General features: G+C 71.9%; 21 protein-coding genes and 1 pseudogene. 14 read left to right on the top strand and 8 right to left on the bottom strand.

The annotated features are described in order from the left end of the window. Positions 1-165 precede the first annotated feature (165 nt). The 3 genes from AB0A63_RS03095 (at position 166) to AB0A63_RS03105 (ending at position 4,475) form a co-directional block, all read left to right on the top strand. Complete coding sequence (locus AB0A63_RS03095) at positions 166-1,611, top strand: ornithine decarboxylase (protein WP_360384693.1); 1,446 nt, start codon at positions 166-168, stop codon at positions 1,609-1,611. 312 nt (positions 1,612-1,923) lie between these two features. Beyond that, positions 1,924-4,290 carry a glycoside hydrolase family 97 catalytic domain-containing protein gene (locus AB0A63_RS03100; RefSeq protein WP_360384695.1) on the top strand — a complete coding sequence of 789 codons (2,367 nt, stop codon included), beginning with the start codon at positions 1,924-1,926 and terminating at the stop codon, positions 4,288-4,290. Further along, positions 4,218-4,475: an NPCBM/NEW2 domain-containing protein gene (locus tag AB0A63_RS03105; RefSeq protein WP_360384990.1), complete on the top strand. Its 258-nt coding sequence runs from the start codon at positions 4,218-4,220 to the stop codon at positions 4,473-4,475. Before AB0A63_RS03100 ends, AB0A63_RS03105 begins: the two co-directional genes overlap by 73 nt. 23 nt (positions 4,476-4,498) lie before the next feature. Here AB0A63_RS03105 and AB0A63_RS03110 read toward each other — a convergent pair whose 3' ends face one another. From AB0A63_RS03110 to AB0A63_RS03130, 5 genes are all read right to left on the bottom strand, one after another. Next, positions 4,499-4,687, bottom strand: a complete 189-nt coding sequence (locus AB0A63_RS03110; RefSeq protein ID WP_360384697.1) for a DUF3072 domain-containing protein — start codon at positions 4,685-4,687, stop codon at positions 4,499-4,501. A 53-nt stretch (positions 4,688-4,740) separates the two neighbouring features. Further along, positions 4,741-5,034 (bottom strand): hypothetical protein, encoded by a 294-nt coding sequence (locus AB0A63_RS03115; protein WP_360384699.1) that lies wholly within the window; start codon positions 5,032-5,034, stop codon positions 4,741-4,743. A gap of 397 nt (positions 5,035-5,431) precedes the next feature. After that, positions 5,432-5,635, bottom strand: coding sequence for a hypothetical protein (locus AB0A63_RS03120; RefSeq protein WP_360384701.1), 204 nt, complete (start codon positions 5,633-5,635; stop codon positions 5,432-5,434). A 397-nt stretch (positions 5,636-6,032) separates the two neighbouring features. Further along, entirely contained in the window at positions 6,033-7,097 is a 1,065-nt protein-coding gene (locus AB0A63_RS03125) for a CU044_5270 family protein (RefSeq protein WP_360384703.1), read from the bottom strand. Further along, positions 7,090-7,677 carry an RNA polymerase sigma factor gene (locus tag AB0A63_RS03130; protein ID WP_360384705.1) on the bottom strand — a complete coding sequence of 196 codons (588 nt, stop codon included), beginning with the start codon at positions 7,675-7,677 and terminating at the stop codon, positions 7,090-7,092. The genes AB0A63_RS03125 and AB0A63_RS03130 overlap by 8 nt, the downstream gene beginning before the upstream one ends. Before the next feature lie 174 nt (positions 7,678-7,851). Here AB0A63_RS03130 and AB0A63_RS03135 point away from each other — a divergent pair, with 174 nt between their 5' ends. The 8 genes from AB0A63_RS03135 to AB0A63_RS03170 all read left to right on the top strand — a co-directional run bounded on the left by AB0A63_RS03135 (position 7,852) and on the right by AB0A63_RS03170 (position 14,941). Beyond that, positions 7,852-8,856 (top strand): LacI family DNA-binding transcriptional regulator, encoded by a 1,005-nt coding sequence (locus AB0A63_RS03135; RefSeq protein WP_360384707.1) that lies wholly within the window; start codon positions 7,852-7,854, stop codon positions 8,854-8,856. 10 nt (positions 8,857-8,866) lie between these two features. Further along, complete coding sequence (locus AB0A63_RS03140; protein WP_360384709.1) at positions 8,867-10,465, top strand: FAD-dependent oxidoreductase; 1,599 nt, start codon at positions 8,867-8,869, stop codon at positions 10,463-10,465. Positions 10,466-10,480: 15 nt separating this feature from the next. After that, complete coding sequence (locus AB0A63_RS03145) at positions 10,481-11,674, top strand: sugar ABC transporter substrate-binding protein (RefSeq protein ID WP_360384711.1); 1,194 nt, start codon at positions 10,481-10,483, stop codon at positions 11,672-11,674. Then, positions 11,671-12,558 carry a sugar ABC transporter permease gene (locus AB0A63_RS03150; protein ID WP_360384713.1) on the top strand — a complete coding sequence of 296 codons (888 nt, stop codon included), beginning with the start codon at positions 11,671-11,673 and terminating at the stop codon, positions 12,556-12,558. The genes AB0A63_RS03145 and AB0A63_RS03150 overlap by 4 nt, the downstream gene beginning before the upstream one ends. Beyond that, positions 12,548-13,366, top strand: coding sequence for a carbohydrate ABC transporter permease (locus AB0A63_RS03155; RefSeq protein WP_360384715.1), 819 nt, complete (start codon positions 12,548-12,550; stop codon positions 13,364-13,366). The genes AB0A63_RS03150 and AB0A63_RS03155 overlap by 11 nt, the downstream gene beginning before the upstream one ends. Continuing rightward, on the top strand, positions 13,363-14,247 hold the full coding sequence (locus AB0A63_RS03160; RefSeq protein WP_360384717.1) for an alpha/beta hydrolase: 885 nt from the start codon (positions 13,363-13,365) through the stop codon (positions 14,245-14,247). Before AB0A63_RS03155 ends, AB0A63_RS03160 begins: the two co-directional genes overlap by 4 nt. Before the next feature lie 150 nt (positions 14,248-14,397). Further along, entirely contained in the window at positions 14,398-14,697 is a 300-nt protein-coding gene (locus tag AB0A63_RS03165; RefSeq protein ID WP_360384719.1) for a hypothetical protein, read from the top strand. Positions 14,698-14,785: 88 nt separating this feature from the next. After that, positions 14,786-14,941 (top strand): hypothetical protein, encoded by a 156-nt coding sequence (locus AB0A63_RS03170; protein WP_360384721.1) that lies wholly within the window; start codon positions 14,786-14,788, stop codon positions 14,939-14,941. A gap of 14 nt (positions 14,942-14,955) precedes the next feature. Here the strand turns inward: AB0A63_RS03170 and AB0A63_RS03175 are convergent, their stop codons facing one another. Then, positions 14,956-15,429, bottom strand: coding sequence for an MSMEG_6728 family protein (locus tag AB0A63_RS03175; protein WP_360384723.1), 474 nt, complete (start codon positions 15,427-15,429; stop codon positions 14,956-14,958). Positions 15,430-15,506: 77 nt separating this feature from the next. On the opposite strand from AB0A63_RS03175, the gene AB0A63_RS03180 reads away from it, so the two are divergent. Continuing rightward, positions 15,507-15,785 (top strand): hypothetical protein, encoded by a 279-nt coding sequence (locus AB0A63_RS03180; protein WP_360384725.1) that lies wholly within the window; start codon positions 15,507-15,509, stop codon positions 15,783-15,785. Positions 15,786-15,846: 61 nt separating this feature from the next. Here the strand turns inward: AB0A63_RS03180 and AB0A63_RS03185 are convergent, their stop codons facing one another. Further along, positions 15,847-16,242 carry a RidA family protein gene (locus AB0A63_RS03185; RefSeq protein ID WP_360384992.1) on the bottom strand — a complete coding sequence of 132 codons (396 nt, stop codon included), beginning with the start codon at positions 16,240-16,242 and terminating at the stop codon, positions 15,847-15,849. A 91-nt stretch (positions 16,243-16,333) separates the two neighbouring features. On the opposite strand from AB0A63_RS03185, the gene AB0A63_RS03190 reads away from it, so the two are divergent. After that, on the top strand, positions 16,334-17,299 hold the full coding sequence (locus AB0A63_RS03190) for a WYL domain-containing protein (RefSeq protein WP_360384727.1): 966 nt from the start codon (positions 16,334-16,336) through the stop codon (positions 17,297-17,299). Here AB0A63_RS03190 and AB0A63_RS03195 read toward each other — a convergent pair. Continuing rightward, positions 17,290-17,415 (bottom strand): annotated as a pseudogene (locus tag AB0A63_RS03195) (terpene synthase); the annotation flags it as partial. The gene AB0A63_RS03190 and the pseudogene AB0A63_RS03195 sit on opposite strands and share 10 nt — an antisense overlap. 415 nt (positions 17,416-17,830) lie before the next feature. Here AB0A63_RS03195 and AB0A63_RS03200 point away from each other — a divergent pair. Beyond that, entirely contained in the window at positions 17,831-20,545 is a 2,715-nt protein-coding gene (locus AB0A63_RS03200) for a CHAT domain-containing protein (protein ID WP_360384729.1), read from the top strand. Positions 20,546-20,551: the final 6 nt, after the last annotated feature.

Below are 20,551 nucleotides of genomic sequence, written 5' to 3' on the forward strand. Positions count from 1 at the left end.
TCTACGACTAACCGGTCCGGGCGCCGCGCAAACACCAGGCCGAGCTACCGCCGCCGGCCGCGCACCGAGCTCGGCCTCGAACCGTCGGACCACACCCAGGCCCTCGTCCGCCCGCTGCTGCGCGCCTGAGGTTCGAGCCTCGGCCGGACGGGCTACTCCCCGTCCATGGACCACAGCAAGGCACCGGTGCTCGAAGCGCTGCAGGACTTCCGCTCACGCGGCTTCGTGCCGTTCACCCCACCCGGCCACCGCCAGGGCCGCGGCGTCGACCCGCGCGTGCTCGACGTGCTCGGCGAACAGGTGTTCACCGCCGACGTGGTCGCGCTGAACGGCCTGGACGACCGGCTGATGAGCGGCGGGGTGATCGAGGAGGCCCAGCAGCTCATGGCCGACGCCGTGCACGCCGACCACGCGTTCTTCTCCACGTGCGGCAGCTCGTTGTCGGTCAAGAGCGCGATGCTCTCGGTGGCCGGCCCGCACGAGAAGCTCATCGTCCCCCGGCACGCGCACAAGTCGGTGGTGTCCGGCCTCGTGCTGAGCGGCGTCAGGCCGGTGTGGCTGAGCCCGCGCTGGGACGCCGACCTGCACCTGTCGCACCCGCCGGGCCCCGACGAGGTGCGCGCCCTGCTGGAGGCGGAGCCCGACGCCAAGGGCGTGCTGCTGGTGACCCCCACCGACTACGGCACCTGCGGTGACATCAAGGCCATCGCCGACGTGTGCCACTCGTTCGGCAAACCGCTGATCGTCGACGAGGCCTGGGGCGCGCACCTGCCGTTCCACGCCGACCTGCCGCCCTGGGGCATGGACGCCGGCGCGGACGTGGTGGTGACGAGCGTCCACAAGTCCGGCGCCGCCGTGGAGCAGAGCTCGGTGTTCCACCTCCAAGGCGACCTCGTCGACCCCGCGGTGCTGAAGTCCCGCGAGGACCTGCTCGGCACGACCAGCCCGACCTCCCTGGTCTACGCCACCCTCGACGGCTGGCGCCGGCACATGGTCGAGCAGGGCGAGTACCTGCTGACGGCCGCACTGGCACTGGCCGGCGCGACCCGTTCCGCGATCTCCGCACTCCCCGGTCTCCAGGTCGTGGACTTCACCGGCCTCACCCACTCCACCGACCCGCTCAAGATGGTCATCGACGTGTCCGGCCTCCACATCAGCGGCTACCAGGCCGCGGACTGGCTGCGCGCCGAACAGCGCGTCACGGTCGGCCTGTCCGACCACCGCCGCATCGTCGCCCAGTTCACCCACGCCGACGACCAGCGCACCGCCGACATCCTGGTCGAGTCGCTGCAGGCGCTGACGCGGGCCGACCTGCCCACGCCGAAGCCGGTCGACCTCCCCTCCCCCGACGACCTGCAGCTGGAGACGGCGATGCTGCCGCGCGACGCGTTCTTCGCCGAGGTGGAACAGGTGCCGGTCGACAAGGCCGCCGGCCGGGTGGCCGCCGAGATGATCACGCCCTACCCGCCGGGGGCGCCCGCGGTGCTGCCGGGTGAGGTCATCAGCGAGGAGGTGCTGGCCTACCTGCGGAGCGGGCTGGCGGCGGGGATGGAGCTGCCGGACCCGGCCGACTCGGAGCTGGAGACTGTGCGGGTGGTGGCACGGGGCTGACGCCGGGGGAAGTGGGCGGCTCGCGCTGAGGGCGACCGCGCCGGTAGCGGCTCGCGGTGGCGGCGACGACCTGCGTGGAAGACGCGGCTTGCGGTAGCTGGGACGGCTCGCGGCGGCTGGCGTGGCTCGGGTTCGCGGCGCCACCGCGTTCGCGACGCGGCTCGTTCGCGGCACGGCTCGCTCGCGGCGCGAGCCGCCCCTCCACCGGACAATTCCTGTCCTGCCCGACACCGCCGCCGGCGTTGACCGCTCCTCCTACCCCGCGCCAAGGTGAGAACGTTCTCACCGCCGGACTCCGGGGAGCTGACAACGATGTCAAGGCTGCTGGCCGCCCTCACGACCGCCCTCCTGCTCGCTCCGACCCCCGCCACCGCCGCACCCTCGTCCAGATGGCAGGTCCACGGCCACTCCGCGCTCACCGCCACGGTGGAACTGACCAACGGCTCGCCGACGCTGGGCGTCACCCGCAACGGCGTCCCCGTCCTCGCCCCCGCTCCGATCGGTCTCCGGACCACGACCGCCGACCTCACCACCGGCCTGCGCCTGACCGCCAGGAAGGACCGGACGGTCACCGAGCGCTACTCGATGACGACCGGCAAGGAGCGGCAGCGGTCCACGACCATGACCGAGACGACGCTGACGTTCGAGGGCGCGGGCCGGTTCGACCTGGTCGTGCGGGTGGCCCCGGACGGCGTGGCCTACCGGTACGTGCTCCCGGCCGCCCACACCGTCACCGGCGAGGCGTCCGCGTTCCGGCTGCCCGCGGACGCGCCGGCCTGGCTGCTCCCCTACAACGCGTGGTACGAGCAGAACAGGGTGCGCACGACGGCGGGCGCGGCCACCGGTGAGTTCGGCTACCCGTCGCTGTTCCGGGCGGACGGCGCGTACGTGCTGCTCACCGAGTCCGATGTGGATGGACGGCACTCGGGCAGCCGGTTGCGGCGCACCACCGGCGACTACGAGGTCGTGCTCGCCGACGCGCAGGTGACGCTGACCAGGACGCCGTGGCGCACGGCGGTCATCGGTGACCTCGCGACCGTCTCGACGTCCACGCTCGTCGACGACCTCGCCTCACCGTCCAAGCTCGCCGACACGTCGTGGGTGAAACCCGGCAAGGTCGCGTGGTCGTGGCTGAGCGAGCACGACAGCCCGCGGTCGTTCGAGCGGCAGAAGCAGTACGTGGACTTCGCCGCCCGGTCCGGCTGGCCGTACGCGCTGGTCGACGAGGGGTGGAGCGCGCAGTGGGTGCCGGAGCTGGTCCGGTACGCCCGCGCCAAGGGGGTCGAGGTCCTGCTGTGGCTGCACTGGACCGACCTCGACACCGCCGAAGAGCGCGACACCCTGCTCCCCCGCTTCAGGCAGTGGGGCGTGAAGGGCGTGAAGCTCGACTTCATGGAGTCCGACTCGCAGGCGCGGTACCAGTGGTACGACGCGGTGCTCGCCAAGACCGCGGAGCTGCGGCTGATGGTGAACTTCCACGGCTCGACGATCCCGCACGGGCTCGCGCGGACATGGCCGCACATCATGACCATGGAGGGTGTGCGAGGAGCGGAGAACTCGCCGCCCGCGGGCAACAACCCCGTGCAGTTCTTCACCCGCAACGTCGTCGGCTCGATGGACTACACGCCGGTGTCGCTGGAGGTCGGCACGCGGGAGGCGTCGGTCGCGCACGAGGTGGCGTTGCCGGTGGTCTACGAGTCGGGCTGGACGCACTTCGCCGACAAGCCCGAAGCCTACGAACGGCATCCGCAGGCGTTGCGGTTCCTCAACCAGGTGCCGACCACGTGGGACGAGACGCGGCTCATCAGCGGTGACCCCGACACGCACGCGGTTGTCGCACGGCGCAACGGCGCGCGTTGGTTCATCGGTGCGATCTCGGCCGACGCGCGCACGCTCGACGTGCCGCTGTCGTTCCTCAGTGGCGGGCAGTGGCTGGTCGAGACGGTCCGGGACCCGGCTGTCCGCGGTGACGTCACGCGTGACCGGCAGGTGGTGTCGTCGGCTCAGACGCTGGCGCAGGCGGTGCAGCGCAACGGCGGGTTCGCGGCGGTCGCGTGCCGTTACCGGCCCGGTCTGCAGACCTGTGACCAGGTGATTCCGCAGGTGCCGGCGACGTCGTTGACGATCACGCCGACCGAGGTGGACGTCGCGCGGGGTGCGTCGTTCGAGGTGTCCGGGACGTTCACGAGCACCGCGGACGTGTCCGACGTGGTGCTGACGGCGGCCCCTCCCGCGGGCTGGATGGTCACCGGTGCGCCGGTGACCAGGACGAAGCTGCGGGCGGGCGAGACGGTGACCGGCACCTGGACGGTGCGGGCGGGCGGCCCGGTGGGGTTCACGGACGTGCCGGTGTTCGCGGAGTTCCGCGCGCATCAGACCGTGCACGTGGAACGGGCGGTGCGTGCGTTCGTGCCGCCGCCGGTGCCGAGCGGGACACCGTTCGCGAGCGACCTGCCGTTCGTCAGCGAGTCGAACGGCTGGGGTCCGGTGGAGCGGGACCGGTCCAACGGTGAGACCGGCGCCGGTGACGGGCGGCCGTTGCAGATCGCGGCGTCACCTACGCCAAGGGCCTCGGCACGCACGCCCCGGCTGAGGTCACCCTCTACCTGGGTCGCGGGTGCCGGGCGTTCGACGCGCTGGCCGGCCTCGACGACGAGACGACGTCACCCGGTTCGGTGAGCTTCCAGGTGTTCGGCGACGGGCGGTTGCTGCACGACAGCGGTGTCGTGCGCGGCGGCGACCCGGCCCGGCCGGTCTCGGTGGACACGACCGGGGTCCGGATGCTGGGCCTGCGGGTCACCGACGGTGGCGACGGCCGCGACTTCGACCACGCCGACTGGGCGGACGCCCGCCTGTCCTGCTGACGCACGACAACGGCCGGGGCAGGTCAGGTGCCCCGGCCGGTCTTCTCCTGCAACCGGTCGATGAGCTGCGACGCCTCGACCTTCGTGAGCTCGCCCGGCACCTCCTCGCCCGCCTCCTGCGCGAGGGTGTGCAGGTACGACTCCTGCGGCCCGGTCATCGGCTCGTCACCGGTCGTCCAGTCCTGCGGGTCCTTCTCCGGTGTGCGGTTCACGATCGTCCCCTTTCACTCGAACGCCCGTTCGAGATACCCGAGGGGACGCCGGTTCACACCCGGATCGGGGTGGTGGGCGGCACGGCCTGGCTCGGCAGCACCACCGCGGGCTGCCCGGTGCCGGACTGCGCCAGCAGCCGGTGGGCCACCGTCAGCAGCGTCCGCGCTTCCATCAGCTCGCCGTGCGCGAGGTGGTCGTCGGCTGCCCTCACACAGGCCAACGCCTGCGGCGGCACCGCTCCTGCCAGGGACAACGCCTCCCGCAGGTCCTGGACGGCCGGTCCGGGTGCCCCGGTGCGGAGGTGGGTGAGTGCCGAGGTAACGGCATCGTCGAGATGCACGGTCATCGCCGCCTTTGAACAGCCGAAGGTATCGCGCCGACTGCTTGACGCGCCGGACGCGAATACCCGGCCTGATCCACCTCAAACCACGACTTCACCCGATTCGGTCACGGTGACGGGTTGCGGTGGTGGCGAACCGGCGTGAGCACAGCACGCCATGGCGTGGTGAGCCCATCTCCTGGCCCGACATGCGACTGATGGCCGTCTGCCAGCTTGCCCACACCCATGACACTCGTCCTACCCGCCACCCCTCCCTCCCCAACCCCCGCTTGACCGCACGCGGGGCCCTTTCGTGCGCTCCTGTCGCACGCGGGGACCTTTCGTGCGATGCCCGCGCGCGAGGGCTACCTGCGTGCGCAACGAAAGGGCGCCCTCCGAGGAGGGCGCCCTTGGGGAGCGAGGGTCAGAGCTCGTCGAGCGGGCGGCGGGTCACCGGCGGTGTGACGTCGCCGAGAACCGGGGAGGCGGGACCGGTCGCGGGCGCCTGTTGCTCGGCCACGACCCCGGTCGAGGTCTCGGCCGGCACGTGGCCGCGCGCCGTGTCCCTGCGACCGCGCCGGTACGCCTGCGGGAGCACGGCCTCGGCGCGACGAGCCAGCCCTCCCACCGCCACTCAACGCTCACGAAGCCGGCCGCAGGTCCCGATCACTCGCCACCAGGTCGCTCCACGTGCGGCCGCGCTGGCTCGGCGGGGCGGACCCGTCCGCCGCGCAGATCGGGTACACCAGACCGAAAGGAACCGGCTGATCGAACTCGTCACCCGTGTGGACGTCTACCAGCCGACGCACGTGTGCCATCACAACCACTCCTCACGACCGAACAGGGCCGCACGCATCCGGGCAATCGCCGGGGCGGGGGGACCGGGGTTTGGAATCACTGATTACCCCGCGAGCTGCGCGAACATGCGCGCAAACGTTGCTGCATAAGAGTGAAACAAGTGTCCTAAGTGGACAAAGTCACGGCGGGGACACCGCTGTGCCGCACAAGATCACCCCTCGACGCGATCACTTCGGCGCGTCACCCGCGCGGTCGACCACGGCGAAGTCCACCGCGGAGGAGGAGACCTCGGTGCCCGGCTCCAGGCCCTCCCACGCGCCGGTGCCGGAGCGAAGCAACACCCACCGCGTGCCGATGTACCGGCCGGTCGCCGGGTCGATGATGATGTCCTCGCGGGCGTCGGCGCGCGCCAGGCCGAGGGCGGTGCCGGCCTTGCCGTCCAGGTTCGCCGTCTCCTCGGTGACCCGCAGGTCCGGCAGGTGCTGCAGCGCCTGGTAGAGCGCGGACCTCAGCTCCGGCGACGCGTCGGGTGCCGCCAGAACCGTTGCGGCGTGGGACAACGCGTTCGCGGCGTCGTTGCGCGCATCGGCCCACAGTCGGTCGTACAGCGCCTGCGGAGCGGTCGGCAGCGAGGTGAGGAACCGGGGGTTGGGCCGGTACCAGCTGCCCGCGCGCTCGGTGCACGGCTTGCCCCAGTCCGGATCTCCGCCGAGCTCCTCGTTCACGTCGGGGTAGTCGCCGCACGGTCCGCGGCGCTCTTGCACCGGCGGGTTGCCCGCGAACAGCCCCCCGTCGCCCTCGGCCGCGACGAGCTCGTCACTGCCGACCAGCCACCGGCTGCCCAGCGTGGAGCGGCGTTCCAGCCACTCGCCGGTGCGGTCGGCCGGGACCCAGACCTCGACGAGGGTGTGGATCAGTGCCGAGAGGGGCTTGCCCGTTCTGGTCGTCGCACTGCCCACGTCCCAGGAATGCGTTGCCACGTAACGGTACTGGCCCTCCGACGGCGCGGTGTGCGCGGTCGTGGCCGCGGCGGCGCGGCGCAACGTCTCCGCGGCGCTCGCGGCGGGACCCGAGTCGTCCGACCACAGCGGGGGGACGGCGACGAGGGCGCCGACGACGAGCGTGACCGCCGCCGCGGCGACCAGCCAGCGCTTCCTGCCGGGCCGCGGCGCCTCCGCCGCCAGCATGCGGGCGAGCGCCCGTTCCCGCGCCGCCGCGCTGAACGCCGGACCGGCCGGCTGGTCGGCGATCGCCTGGTCGAGCTCGTCGTCGGTCCACATCTTCTCAGTCATCGTTGTTCTCCAGGACGATGTCGGGACACGCGGTGCGCAGCTGCCGCCGCACGCGGTGGAGCCGGGACCGCACGGTGCCGACGGGGATGTCGAGCGCCTGTGCGACCTCGGCGGAGTCCAGCCCCGCCCAGCCGGTGAGCAGCAGCACGTCGCGGTCACGCGGTTCGAGCCGTTGCACCGCCACGGCGAACTGGCGTGCCCGGACCTCGGCGTCCACGGTGTCCACGACGCGGCTCTCGTGGCTGTCGCTCTCCCGCCCGTGCACGAGGCGCGCGTACGCCTCGCGTTCCCGCCGGCGCCCGCGCAGGTGGGTGTGCAGCAGGTTGGTCGCGATGCCGAAGAGCCACGCTCGCGCCGATCCGCGCGAGGGGTCGAAGCGGGCACGGCTGCGGATCGCCGAGACGAACACGTCCCCGACGAGGTCGTCGGCCGCCATCGGCACCCAGCGGGCCAGGTAGCGGTGCAACTCGTCGGCGTGGCGGGTGAACAGAGCTGTGAAGTCCTCCCCGTCCGAGTGCTCCGCCGAGCGCTCGTCGTCTGGGGGGACTCCGTCCCGCGAACTGCGGTTGATCACGGTCATCACACAGGTACTTAGCCGCAGCCCGCTTCCACGTTCACCGGAGTGGCCCCAGCGTACCGGCAAGCTGGGCCACCCACCGCACCCGTCAGCGTGCTAATTCGAATTATTACAAGGGGTTGACGACACCTGGGCCGCCGCAGCACAATCCGTGCCAATTCGAATTGGCAGGTGGTCATGGCCAAGCGGCTCACCCAGCAGGACATCGCCAGGATGGCAGGCGTCAGCCAGGCCACGGTGTCGCTGGTGCTCAACAACCGCCAGGACGGCGGCGTCCGGATCGCGCCGGAGACCCGCGCACGGGTGCTGGAGGTGATCCGCAGGACCGGCTACGTCGCGAACCCGATCGCGCGCAGGCTGCACGACCGGCGCAACCAGATCCTCGGCGTGTTCACCTACGAGGCGGTCTTCCCGAGCACCCGCGCCGACTTCTACCAGCCGTTCCTGGAGGGCATCGAGGAGCAGGCCGAGGCGGTCGGCTGCGACCTGCTGCTGTTCACCGGCGCCAAGGCCGTCGGCGGGCAGCGGCGGATCTTCAGCGACGACAGCCGGGTGCGGCTGGCCGACGGGTGCCTGCTGATCGGCCGCACGGTCGACCGCGACGACCTGGCCCAGATGCTCGCCGAGGGCATCCCGTTCGTGTCGATCGGCCGCCGCGACGATGCCGGCGCGGCCGTGCCGTGCGTGGGTGCCGACTACCGGGCCGCCGTGCGCGACCTGGTCGACCGGGCCGTCGCCCACGGCCACCGCAGGATCGCCTACGTCGGACCGGGCACCGGTGCCGAGTCGTCCGCCGACCGGTTGCGCGGGTTCCGCGACGCCGTCGCGGCCCATGGGGTCGAGGGCACGCACCTGCCGGCCACCACGCTCGGCCACGTGCGCGGCGCGGGCGTCACGGCCGTGCTCGCCGAGGAGGTCTCCGACGGTGCCGCGCTCGTGCTCGCCGCCCGCGAGCACGGCCTGTCGGTGCCCGGCGACCTGTCCGTGCTCATGCTCGGCGCGGCCACCCGGCCCGCACCGGGCGACGTCGACCTGACCGGGTTCCGCATCCCCCGCCGCGAGATGGGGCGCAGGGCGGTGCAGGCGCTGACCGAGGTGCTCGAACACGGCACCACACCGCGGGAACTGCTGCCGTGCGCGTTCGTCGAGGGTTCGACGCTCGGCGCACCGGTGGACCACTGAGGAGGAAGCTTTGCCGCACCACACGGACGTCGTCGTCATCGGCGGCGGACTCGGCGGAGTCGCCGCGGCGCTCGCACTGCTGCGCGCCGGCCGCCGGGTCGTGCTCACCGAGGAGTTCGACTGGCTCGGCGGGCAGCTCACCAGCCAGGCCGTGCCGCCGGACGAGCACAGCTGGGTCGAACGCTTCGGCGTCACGGCTTCGTACCGCGCCCTGCGCGAGGGCATCCGCGACCACTACCGCCGCAACTACCCGCTGACCCCGCGGGCACGGGCGTGGCGCGAGCTCAACCCCGGCGCGGGCAACGTCAGCCGGTTGTGCCACGAGCCGCGCGTCGCCGTGGCGGTGATCGACGAGATGCTCGCGCCCTACCGCGGCAGCGGCCGGCTCACGGTCCTGCAGCCGGCGCGGCCGGTCAGCGCCCGCACCGACGGCGACCGGGTCGTGTCCGTCACCGTGGAGCACCACGGCAGCGAGGTCGAGCTGTCCGCGCCGTACATCCTCGACGCCACCGAGACCGGCGAGCTGCTCCCGTTGACCGGCACCGAGTACGTGACCGGATTCGAGTCCACACTGGACACCGGTGAGCCGAGCGCACCGGAGGTGGCGCAGCCGGCGAACATGCAGGCGATGTCGGTGTGCTTCGCGATCGACCACGTCGATGGCGACCACACGATCGACAAGCCCGCGCGCTACGACTTCTGGCGCGAGTACCAGCCGGACTACTGGGGCGACCGGATGCTGTCGTTCCGCTCCCCCGACCCGCGCACGCTCACCACCGCCGAGCGCACGTTCACGCCGAACCCGGACGACGATCCGCTGTCCGTGCTGTCGGACCAGCGGCTCAGCGCGGGCGACAGCAACCTGTGGACGTTCCGCCGGATCGCCGCGCGGCGCAACTTCGTCGAGGGCGCCTACGACAGCGACATCTGCCTGGTGAACTGGCCGATGATCGACTACTTCGAGTCGCCGGTGATCGACGTGCCGGACGCCGACCACCACATCGCGGCGGCACGGGAGCTGTCCAGGTCCGTCCTCTACTGGCTGCAGACCGAGGCACCGCGCCCGGACGGCGGCACCGGCTTCCCCGGCCTGCGGCTGCGCGGTGACGTCACCGGCGGCGGCGCCGACGGCCTCGCCCAGGCGCCCTACATCCGCGAGTCGCGCCGGATCAGGGCCGAGTACACGATCGTCGAGCAGGACCTGTCGCTGGCCGTGCGCGGCGACAAGGGCGCGGTCCAGCACCACGACGCCGTCGGGGTCGGCATGTACCGCATCGACCTGCACCCCTCGACCGGTGGCGACAACTACCTCGACGTCGCGAGCTGCCCGTTCGAGATCCCGCTCGGCGCGCTCATCCCGCAGCGGGTGGAGAACCTCCTGCCCGCGGGCAAGAACATCGGCACCACCCACATCACCAACGGTTCCCACCGGCTGCACCCGGTCGAGTGGAACGTCGGCGAGGTCGCGGGCGCGCTCGCGGACTTCTGCCTCGCGCACAACACCACCCCCCGTGCTGTGCGCAACACCCCCGGCCTGCTCGCGGACTTCCAGCACCGGCTGGACCGCGACGGCGTCGAGCTCCGCTGGCCGGACGTGTCCGGTTACTAGTCCAGGGAGACAACGATGTCCCGACTGCTCGCCCTCATCTGCACCGCACTGCTCGCCCTCACCGCCTGCGGCGGCTCCTCGGCCCAGTCCGGTCCGAAGACGCTGCGCATGACCGTGTGGACCGCCAACGAGGCACATCTCAAGCTGCTCACCGAGATCGCCACCGAGTACAAGGCCGCGCACCCGGACGTCACCGAGATCAAGTTCGACTCGGTGCCGGCCGACGGCTACACCACCACGCTCACCACCCAGATCGCCGGCGGCAACGCACCGGACCTGGCCTGGCTGCTGGAGGAGTCCGCGCCGGACTTCGTCTCCTCCGGCGCGCTCGCCCCGATCCGCGGCAAGGTGGAGAAGGCCGACGAGCTGGTGCCGTCCGCGACCAAGCTGTGGGAGAAGGACGGCGAGCTGTACGCCTACCCGTTCTCCACCTCGCCGTTCGGCCTGTTCGTCAACACCGACCTGGTGAAGGAGCTGCCCACGACCTGGGAGCAGGCCGTGGCGGCGTCGGCGGGCAAGAACCTCGTGCTGCCGGACTTCAAGTACCAGAACTGGGCCGTGCTGTCGACCATCTGGCGCGGCTGGGGCGCCAACGCCTGGAGCGAGGACGGCAAGAGCTGCGGGTTCGCCGGCCAGGAGATGAAGGATGCCATGGCGTTCGTGCACAAGGCGATCTTCACGGACAAGGCGATCCCCGGACCGGGCACGACCGTCGACTTCTTCGCGGGCAACGCGGCGATGGCCGTCAGCCAGATCTCGCGCGCCGGTGCGTTGAAGGACGCCAAGTTCGGCTGGACGCTGCTGCCGCTGCCCCAGGGCCCGAAGGGCGACTACGCGGTGATCGGCCAGGCCGGCGTCGGCGTGCTGAAGCGCTCGAAGAACGCCGACGCCGCCGCGGACTTCCTCGGGTTCCTCACCAACCCCACCAACTCCGCGAAGCTCGCCCAGTTCTTCCCGCCGGCCAGGCAGTCGCTGCTCAACGCCGACACGCTGGCCAAGTCCAACCCGCTGCTCAAGCCCGAACAGCTGCAGTCGGTCGTCATCGACGGCATCAACAAGGGTGTCGTCAAGCCCAGCCACCAGGGCCAGGAGGAGCTGAACCAGACGATCCGGGCGGCGCTCGACCCGCTGTGGAAGCCCGACGCGAACGTCGGCCAGGTGCTCGACGGGGTGTGCGCGAAGATCAAGCCGCTGCTGGAGCGCCCGTGACGTTCTGGACCTACCGCAGGCGCGACAACCTGGTCGGCTACCTGTTCGTCGCGCCCGCACTCCTCGGCAGCATCGCGTTCGTGCTGGTCCCGCTGGCCCTGGTCGGCTGGTACAGCCTGAACGAGTGGAACGTGCTCGGCGGCACCTTCGAGTTCATCGGCGCGGAGAACTACGAACGCCTCCTCGCCGACGAGAAGCTGCGCGACTCGCTGGTGGCCACGGCGTGGTTCGCCGGCGGGCTGGTGGTGCTGAACCTGTCGCTCGCGCTGCTGCTCGCGGTGCTGCTGAACCAGAAGCTGCGCGGCACCACGTTGTTCCGCACGCTGTTCTTCTCACCGGTGCTGGTGTCGCTGGTGGCGTGGACGCTGGTGTGGCAGCTGATGCTGCAACCGGAGGGCAGCGTGAACGGTCTGCTCGGGTTCTTCGGGGTGGACGGGCCGAACTGGCTGCGCGGCGAGTCCACGGCGATGGTGTCGGTCATCGTCGTGCAGGTCGTCAAGAACGTCGGCCTGAACATGGTGCTGTTCCTGGCGGCGCTGCAAGGTGTCCCGGCGCCGCTGTACGAGGCCGCGAAGCTCGACGGCGCCGGGGCGTGGACGCGGTTCCTGCGGATCACGATCCCGTTGATCAGCCCGACCATCCTGCTCACCTCGATCATCACGATCGTCGGCTCGTTGCAGGTGTTCGCGCAGATCGCCGTGCTCACCCAGGGCGGGCCCGGCACCTCGACCACCGTGCTGATCTACTACCTGTACCAGCAGGCGTTCCAGTTCCACCACTTCGGCTACGGCGCGACGATCTCGGTGCTGCTGTTCGCCATCGTCGCCGTGCTGACGCTGGTGCAGTGGCGGATGCGCCGGAAGTGGGTGCTCCATGAGTCGTAAGGTCTGGCTGTACGGGTTGCTGTGCCTGCTGTGCGTGCCGTTCGTGTTCCCGACGTGGTGGATGGTCACCTCGTCGATGAAGCCGATCGGCGAGATCTTCTCCGTGTCGCTGCTGCCGTCCGACTGGACGTTCTCGACGTACTCGCAGGTCTTCGAGCTGCAACCGTTCGGGCAGCAGTACTGGAACAGCCTCTACATCGCGGTGGTCGTCACGATCGGCACGATGGTGGTGGCGGCGATGGCCGGGTACGCGTTCGCCCGCATCCGCTTCCCCGGCCAGAACGCGCTGTTCGTGGTGGTGCTCGTCGGCCTGCTCATCCCGAGCGAGGTCACCATCGTGCCGCTGTTCCAGCTCTTCCAGCAGCTCGGCCTCACCAACACGCACTGGCCGCTGATCATCGTGCCGATCTTCGGGGCGCCGTGCGTGCTGGCGATCTTCATCATGCGCCAGTTCTTCATCGCCCTGCCCGCCGAGCTGGAGGAGGCCGCCCGCATGGACGGCCTGGGCAGGGCCGGCATCTTCTACCGGGTCGCGCTGCCGCTGTCGCGGCCGGCGCTGGGCGCGGTCGCGATCTTCACGTTCCTGCACTCGTGGAACCTCTACCTGGAACCGATCGTGTACCTGTCCACACCGGACATGTTCACGCTGCCGCAGGCGCTGACCCAGTTCGTCGACATCTACGGCGGTCCGATGTGGAACGTGCAGCTGGCCGCCGCGACGATGACCGCCGTGCCGATCCTCATCGTGTTCGTGCTGGCACAACGGCAGTTCATCGAGGGCCTCGCGCACACGGGCGTGAAGGGGTGATCGACCGGGAGATCGCGGCCGCCGCCGACCTCTCCCGGCCGCCGCTGACGCCCGGTGGCATCCCGGAGCGGCGCCGCACCGGCCGGGTGGTGACCGACGCGGAGCTCACGCGGGGCGGTGCGGTGGCGTTCTCCGAGGAGGACGCGGACGGGGTGCCCGTGCTCGTGCTGCGGCCCACCGGCGGTGACGGGCCGCCCGTGCTGCACCTGCACGGCGGCGGGATGGTCGCGGGCACCCGCCGCTCCGACCTGCACGTGCTGGCCGAGTGGGTGGAGGAGCTGGGCGTCACGCTGGTCTCCCCCGAGTACCGGCTGGCGCCCGAGCACCCGCACCCGGTACCCGTGCGGGACTGCTACCGGGCGCTGACCTGGATGGACCGCGCGGGTTTCGCCCCACCGGTGGTCGCCGGAACGTCGGCGGGCGGCGGTCTCGCGGCGGCGGTGACGCTCATGGCCCGCGACCGCGGCGGCCCGGCCGTCCGCGGTCAGCTGCTGATGTGCCCGATGCTCGACGACCGGTGCGAGACCCCGTCCAGCCACCAGTTCCTCTCGGGGACGACATGGGTCCGCGCGTCGAACCTGACCGGCTGGACGGCGTTGCTCGGCGCGGCCCGCGGCGGCCCGGACGTGTCGCCGTACGCCGCACCGGCCCGTGCCACCGACCTCTCCGGCCTGCCGCCGACGTACGTGGACGTCGGCTCGGTGGACGTCTTCCGCGACGAGGCGGTCGACTACGCGGCCCGGATCTGGCGCGCGGGCGGTGACGCCGAGCTGCACGTGTGGCCCGGCGGCTGCCACGGCTTCGACCAGCTGGTGCCGGACGCCGTGCTGTCCCGCCGGGCCCGCGCGGCCAGGATCGAGTGGCTGCGCCGCGTGCTGTAGCCGCGGCTTCGGGCAGCGGGGCACGACCGGTGCCGGCCAGACGCGTGCCGCGGCGTCGCTGGGCGATGCCGTTCCCGAGGACCGCTGACAAGTGGGCGGATTCTCAGCGGAGAGCATCAATAATCCGCCCGTTGCGGGTACCCCGAGCTCATGACTGCCACCACCCGCACGATGCAAGCCGACGCAGACATCGTGTTCAACACCGCGTCGGACGACACCCGCGCCCTGGCCTGGCTGCCGCCGTCGCTGCGCACCTGCGAGACCGTCGTGCACACGGAGGAACGAGCCCTGGAATGGCGGCGCGACGACGTGCAGCAGGCCTACCTGCGCGTGGCGCCCGGCGGCGCGGGCACGAGCGAGGTCGAGCTGCGGATTCCGGACGACACCGACGGCGACGGCGCGTTGCGCGCGCTGGAGGCCGAGGTGGCGGACAACTTCACGGCGGGCTGAGGGTGCGACCGTCCGCGGGCCAGCCTCGCGGCGGTGTGAACTTCCCCGCGGGCGGCATAGCGCCCGGCCCGCGGGGTAACCGCGCGGCATGACCGATCCCGTGAACCCGGAGGCCCCGCACTCGCCGGGCACCCCCGACCTGGACGACCTCGACACGCCGGAACCCGATGTCACGCAGGATGGCGCCGACACCGAGCCCGAGGTCCCGCAGGAGAACCCCGACGCCCCCGAACCCCCGGACTGACCGCCGGGGCCCGTTCAGACCCGGACCTCCCGGTCCGACCTCGGCCACACGTACGGCAGGTCGTCCGGGACGTCCGGGAAGAACCGCCGGTAGAACTGCGGGTCCTTGCGCACCAGGGCCGACCGGTGGCTGCGGTGCAGTCCCTCGTCACCCAGCCACCACGGCAGGTCGCCGTCCGCCGCCAGCTGCTCCTGGGTGCGCACGACCGTGATCTCCTTGGCCCGCGCCAGGTCCGCGCGCATGGTGGTCTCGCACGTGTCGCGGTACCCGCCCGCGCGCCACTGCGCGCAGATCTCGATGCCGTACCGCACGAGTGCTTCCTCGTAGCCCGCCCACATCCGCACGGCCGGGTGGTTCCGCCAGCCGTGACCCGGCACGACCAACGCGCGCTGCACCTGCAGGGTCTCGACGCGTTGTTTGCCGAGCCTGCGCTGGTCCAGCACGCGGGCCGTGAAGGTGAAGTCCTCGTAGGGCAAGAAGGTCTGCACGACAAAGGCGTACCCGCACAGCCCCGTCGCAATCCCCGCACAGGTTTTCGGGGTCACCGCACGGGTAGCCGAGCGACATGAGCACGGATGTTCGAGTCATGCCGATGGCCGCCCACGAGTACGCCGCCGAGGTGCGCGAGGGCACCGAGACGACCCGGCACCACGTGGTGCTGTCCGAGGGGTTCTTCGACGACCTCGCACTGGTCGAGCCCGACGAGCCCGTCCTCGTCAGCGAGATCATCCACTACCTGCTCGACCGCGAGCCGAACACGTCGGTCCCGCACGAGCTGGACGCCGCCCGCCTGGTGGCCGAGGACCCGGAGTTCCTCCCGGAGCTGCGCCGCCGCCTCACCTGACCAGCCGTGTGGGGCACCCGGGCTGCTCGTGCCGCACGAGGGCACGAGCAGCCCGTCCACGTCACGCCACCGCGGTCCCCTCCAGCTCCACCACCAGCCCCGGCACCGCCAGCCGCGACACGCCGAGCATCGTCGTCGCCGGCGCCACGCCCGCGGCGCCCAACCGGCCGGCCAGCACGCCGTAGTGCGCGAACAGCGCGTCCACGTCGGTCGTGTACACGGTCAGGCGAACGAGGTTCGCGAGCGCCATCCCCGCGGCGGCCAGTACCGCCTCCAGGTTGTCCAGGCTCAACGCCAGCTGCGCGCCCACGTCACCGGCGTGCTCGGGCTCACCGGAGGCGTTCATCGCGGCCTGCCCGGAGCAGTACAGCGTCCGGGTCTGCCCCGACACGACCTCGCCCTGGTTGTACCCCAGCTCCACCGACCACTCCCACGGGTTGACGGCGGTCCGTTCCACTGCCACTTCCAGCTCCATTCGTCGAATCCGAAAAGGAGCTTCGCAAGCAATACACGACACCCTGTGTCATGTATTGCCGTACGGTTCGGGCATGCGCGCCGATCGCCTGGTGAAGCTGGTGCTGCTGCTGCGCCAACGCGGACGGCTCTCCGCCACCACGATCGCCCGCGAGCTCGAGGTCTCCACGCGCACGGTTCTGCGTGACGTCGAGGCGTTGTCGACCGCGGGCGTCCCCGTTTACGCCGAACGCGGGCGCAACGGCGGGTTCGCGTTGCTGCCCGGCTTCCGCACCGAGCTCACCGGGCTCGGCCACGACGAGGCGCTCGCCCTGCTGATCGCGGGCTCACGGCGGGGCGCGCAGGTGTTCGGGCTCGGCTCGGCGCTCGCCTCGGCCGTGCTGAAGGTGGCCGACGCGTTGCCGGCGGGCCACCGCGACCTCGCGGCCGGTGCCGCTCGTCGGCTGCTCGTCGACCCCGACACGGACCTGCTGGAACGCCGCACCGCGACCGAGGAGCTGTCCGACGCGCTCGTGACCGAGGTCCGGCGCGCGGTGTTCGCCGGGCACAAGCTCAAGATCCACTACGCCGCCCGTGACCAGCAGCCGCGGTGGCGGACGGTCGACCCGATCGGGCTGGTCACCGTGCGGGGCCAGGGCTACCTGCTGGCCACGGCGGACGGTGCCGACCGCACCTACCGGCTGGCGCGCATCAGGGCGGCGGAGGAGCTCGACGCCCCCGCCGACCGCCCGGACCACGTCGACCTCGGCAAGACCTGGCAGGAGCGCGGCACCCGGTTCCGCACCGGCGGCGAGCAGACCACGGTCCTGCTCCTGCTCGACCCGGCGCGGCGGCAGCAGCTCGCCGACACCGCGCTGACCGTCCACTCCGAACACACCGAGGCCGACGGCCGGCTGCGCGTGGAAGCCTCGTTCCAGGACGCCTGGCACGCCGAATGGGCGCTGTGGCAGCTCGCCACGAGCGCGGAGGCCCTGTCACCGCCGTGGCTGCGCACCGCGCTGCACGACCGGGCCGCCGCGATCGCCGGCCGCTACCGGTAGCGCGGGTGCGTGGTGTGCCACTCGAACCCGCCACCCATCCAGGCCTTCACCCCCCTGAGGAACCGGTGCAGCTCCACCGACGGCACCGCCAGCAGCGCCCGGTGCCCGGCCTCGAAACGGCTCGTCGACACCGGTCGCGACGTTCGACTGCGCCCGCAGCTCCCGGTACGGGATGGTGTCGGGCATCAGGGCAGCCTGTTCTCCTACGGCGACGCGGGTGCTCCTGTTCGTTGGAACGCTCACTGCCGAACAGCAACTGACCCTTGCACCTTTCGCAGCAGTCGGCGATACACCGTTCAGGGTTGTTTGGGCCGCGAACGTGTCGGTCGGTTGATCGCGCGGGTAGGTGCCTTAACGCACACTTCAGGTACGGAAGCCCCGCTTCTGATGGTTTGCTGCACCCGTTCGCATGACAACGCTCCGCGTTATTCCACGCGACCTGACAGCACCAAACGGGGGAAACAACGGCAAAGCACCACACGGCGCCCGGTCGGCGCACCAGGCTGTGAGCGGATGACTCTAGGAGAACCGATGGCGGACGCGGTCGCCGTGCACAACCAGGGCGGTGCGCTGATCGAGCAGTACCAACGCACGGGCGACCACCGCCTGCTCGACGAGGGCGTGTCGGTGCTGCGCGACGCGTTGCGGCTGGGCGGTCTCACCGAGACGATCAGCACCCTCGCGTCGTCGTTGCTGCACCGCTACGAGACCGCGCACGACCCGGCCGACCTCGACGAGGCGATGGACCTGCTGACCCGCCTGGTCGACGGGCCGGGCGTGAACCTCACCCAGGCCACCGAGATCGTCCGCATCCAGCGCCACCGCTACGAGCGCGACGGCGACCTGAGCAGCCTGAACGAGGCGATCGCGCTCGCGCAGGGCGTGGTCGGCCAGACCGGTCCCGGCCAGCGCGACTACGACCTGATGCAGCACCTGCTCGGGTTGGCGCTGGCCGAGCGCTACGACCGCACCCGCCACCTCACCGACCTCGAAGGCGCGATCGCCGCGCACCGCATCGCCGCCGACAACGCCCGTGACGAGCTCCGGCCGGGCATGCTGCTGAACCTCGCGGCCACGTTGCGCGCCCGGATCGCGGCGACCGGCGACCTGTCGATGTTGGAGGAGGCGGAGGCGATGGTCGGCGGTGCGCTCGCCGCCCTGCCCAAGACGGACCCCGAACGCGGCAACGCCGAGTGGCTGATCGGCGCGCTGGCGCAGTTCCGCGCCCAGCTCAACCGCGACACCGACGTGCTGACCGACGGCATCGGGGCGTTGCGCAGGTCCGTGGAGTCCGCGCGCGACCCGGAGTCGCTCGGCACCCGGCTCGACAGCCTTGCCGGTGCGCTGCTGCAGCGGTTCGAGCAGGCCGGGGAGCCGGGGGCGCTGGACGAGGCGATCGAGGTGCTGCGCCGCACGCCGCCGACCGCCGAGCACCTGACGAGCCTGGGCAACGCGCTGCGGCTGCGCTACCGGCACCTCGGTGACGTGGACTCGTTGCGCGAGGCGGTGCGGGTCCTGCGCGACGCGGTGGCGGCGGCCGTCGACCCGCACGCGCACACCGCGGCCGCGACCAGCCTGACGCGCGCGTCGACCGAGATGGCCGAGCGGTTCCCCGAGCTGGTCACCGACGCCGTCAACGCCGCACGGGCCCTGGTGGCCGCGACGCCCAGCGCCGACGCGAACGAGATGCTCGCCGTCGCGCTGCGGATGCGGTTCGACGTGACCGACGCCCGCGAGGCGCTGATCGAGGCGGGCGAGCTGTTCGAACAGGTGCTGCGGCAGCGCCCGGCCAAGGACCCGCTGCACCCGCGGGCGCTCGCGAACCTCGGCGGGTTCTGGCAGCAGATCTACGAGCTCACCGGCACGCCGGAGACGTTGAACGAGGCGGTCATCTACTACGGCAGAGCCGCGCGCGCCGACCCGCAGCAGGCCTCCTACCAGCACTGCTTCGCCCGGTTGCTGCTGCGCCAGGCCGAGCAGGCCGGTGACTCGGGCCGGTTGCGCGCGGCGGCGCGGGCGCTGGCGGAGGCGGCGGCGAGCGAGGCGCTCGACCCGGTGACGCGGGTGCTGGCCGCGCACACGGCGTCGATGACGTCGGCGGGGATCAACGACTGGGAACAGGCGCTGCGCGGTGCCGAGCGGGCGATGGCGTTGCTGCTGCGGCTCCGGCGGGCCGACGTCGAGAACGGGCTGGCCGAGCTGACCGGGCTGGTGGCCGACGCGGCGGCGTGCGCGGTGCAGGCCGGACAGCTGGCGCTGGCGGCGCAGTGGCTGGAGTACGGCAGGGACCTGTTGCTGGCGCGCGTGTTCGAGGACGACCGGCAGGTGGCGTTCCCGTCCGTCGGCGACCTGCAGCAGTCCGCGGTGGACGGTCCGGTGGTGCTGGTCAACGTGAGCCGGCTGCGCTGCGACGCGCTCACGCTGTGGCCGGGCCGGGTGGAGCTGCTGCCGTTGCCGCGGCTGCGCTACGACGACGCGGTCGCGCACGCCGAGCACTTCGGCAGCGACGACCGGGCGTTCGCCGAGACGCTGGAGTGGTTGTGGGACACCGTGACCGAGCCGGTGCTCGAAGGCGTGCCCGAGCACACGCACGTCTGGTGGTCGCCGACCGGCCCGCTCGCCGGGCTGCCGCTGCACGCGGCCGGGCGGGACGGGCGGACCGTGCTGGACCGCGTGGTGTCCTCCTACACGCCGACGGTGCGCGCGCTCACCTGGGCCCGTGCCCGCGCCGCCGCACCCGTGGGCGCGCCGAGCATGGTCGTGGTCGCGCCTGCCGACGCGCCGTACGAGGTCGCGGTGCTGGCCGAGCTGTGGGAGGCCGCCGCGCTGGAGGGCCCGCTCGCAACGCGGGAGAACGTGCTGGCGGCGCTGGAGCACCACCCGTACGTCCACTTCGCCTGCTCCGGCTCCCCCGACGACAACCCGGCGCGCAGCGAGCTGCGGTTGCACGACGGGCCGTTGACCGCGCTCGACGTCGCCCGGCTGGGACTGCCGGCCGCCCGGCTCGCGGTGCTGTCGTGCGGGCACCTCGCCGGTGCGTTCCTGCTCGCCGGCTACCCGAGCGTCGTCGACACCCTGTGGGAGGTCGGCGAGCAAGCGGCGGCGGACGTGAGCGTCGCGTTCCACTCGGCCCTGCTCGACCACGGCCTGAGCCTGCCCGCGAGGGCGCTGCACGCCGTCGTCTGCGAGCTGCGCGACCGGTATCCGGCGCGGATCTGGGCGGCGTTCACCCACACCGGAGCCTGAGCCCGG

The sequence above is a fragment of the Lentzea sp. NPDC042327 genome, from assembly GCF_040647275.1.
Classification (GTDB): domain Bacteria; phylum Actinomycetota; class Actinomycetes; order Mycobacteriales; family Pseudonocardiaceae; genus Lentzea.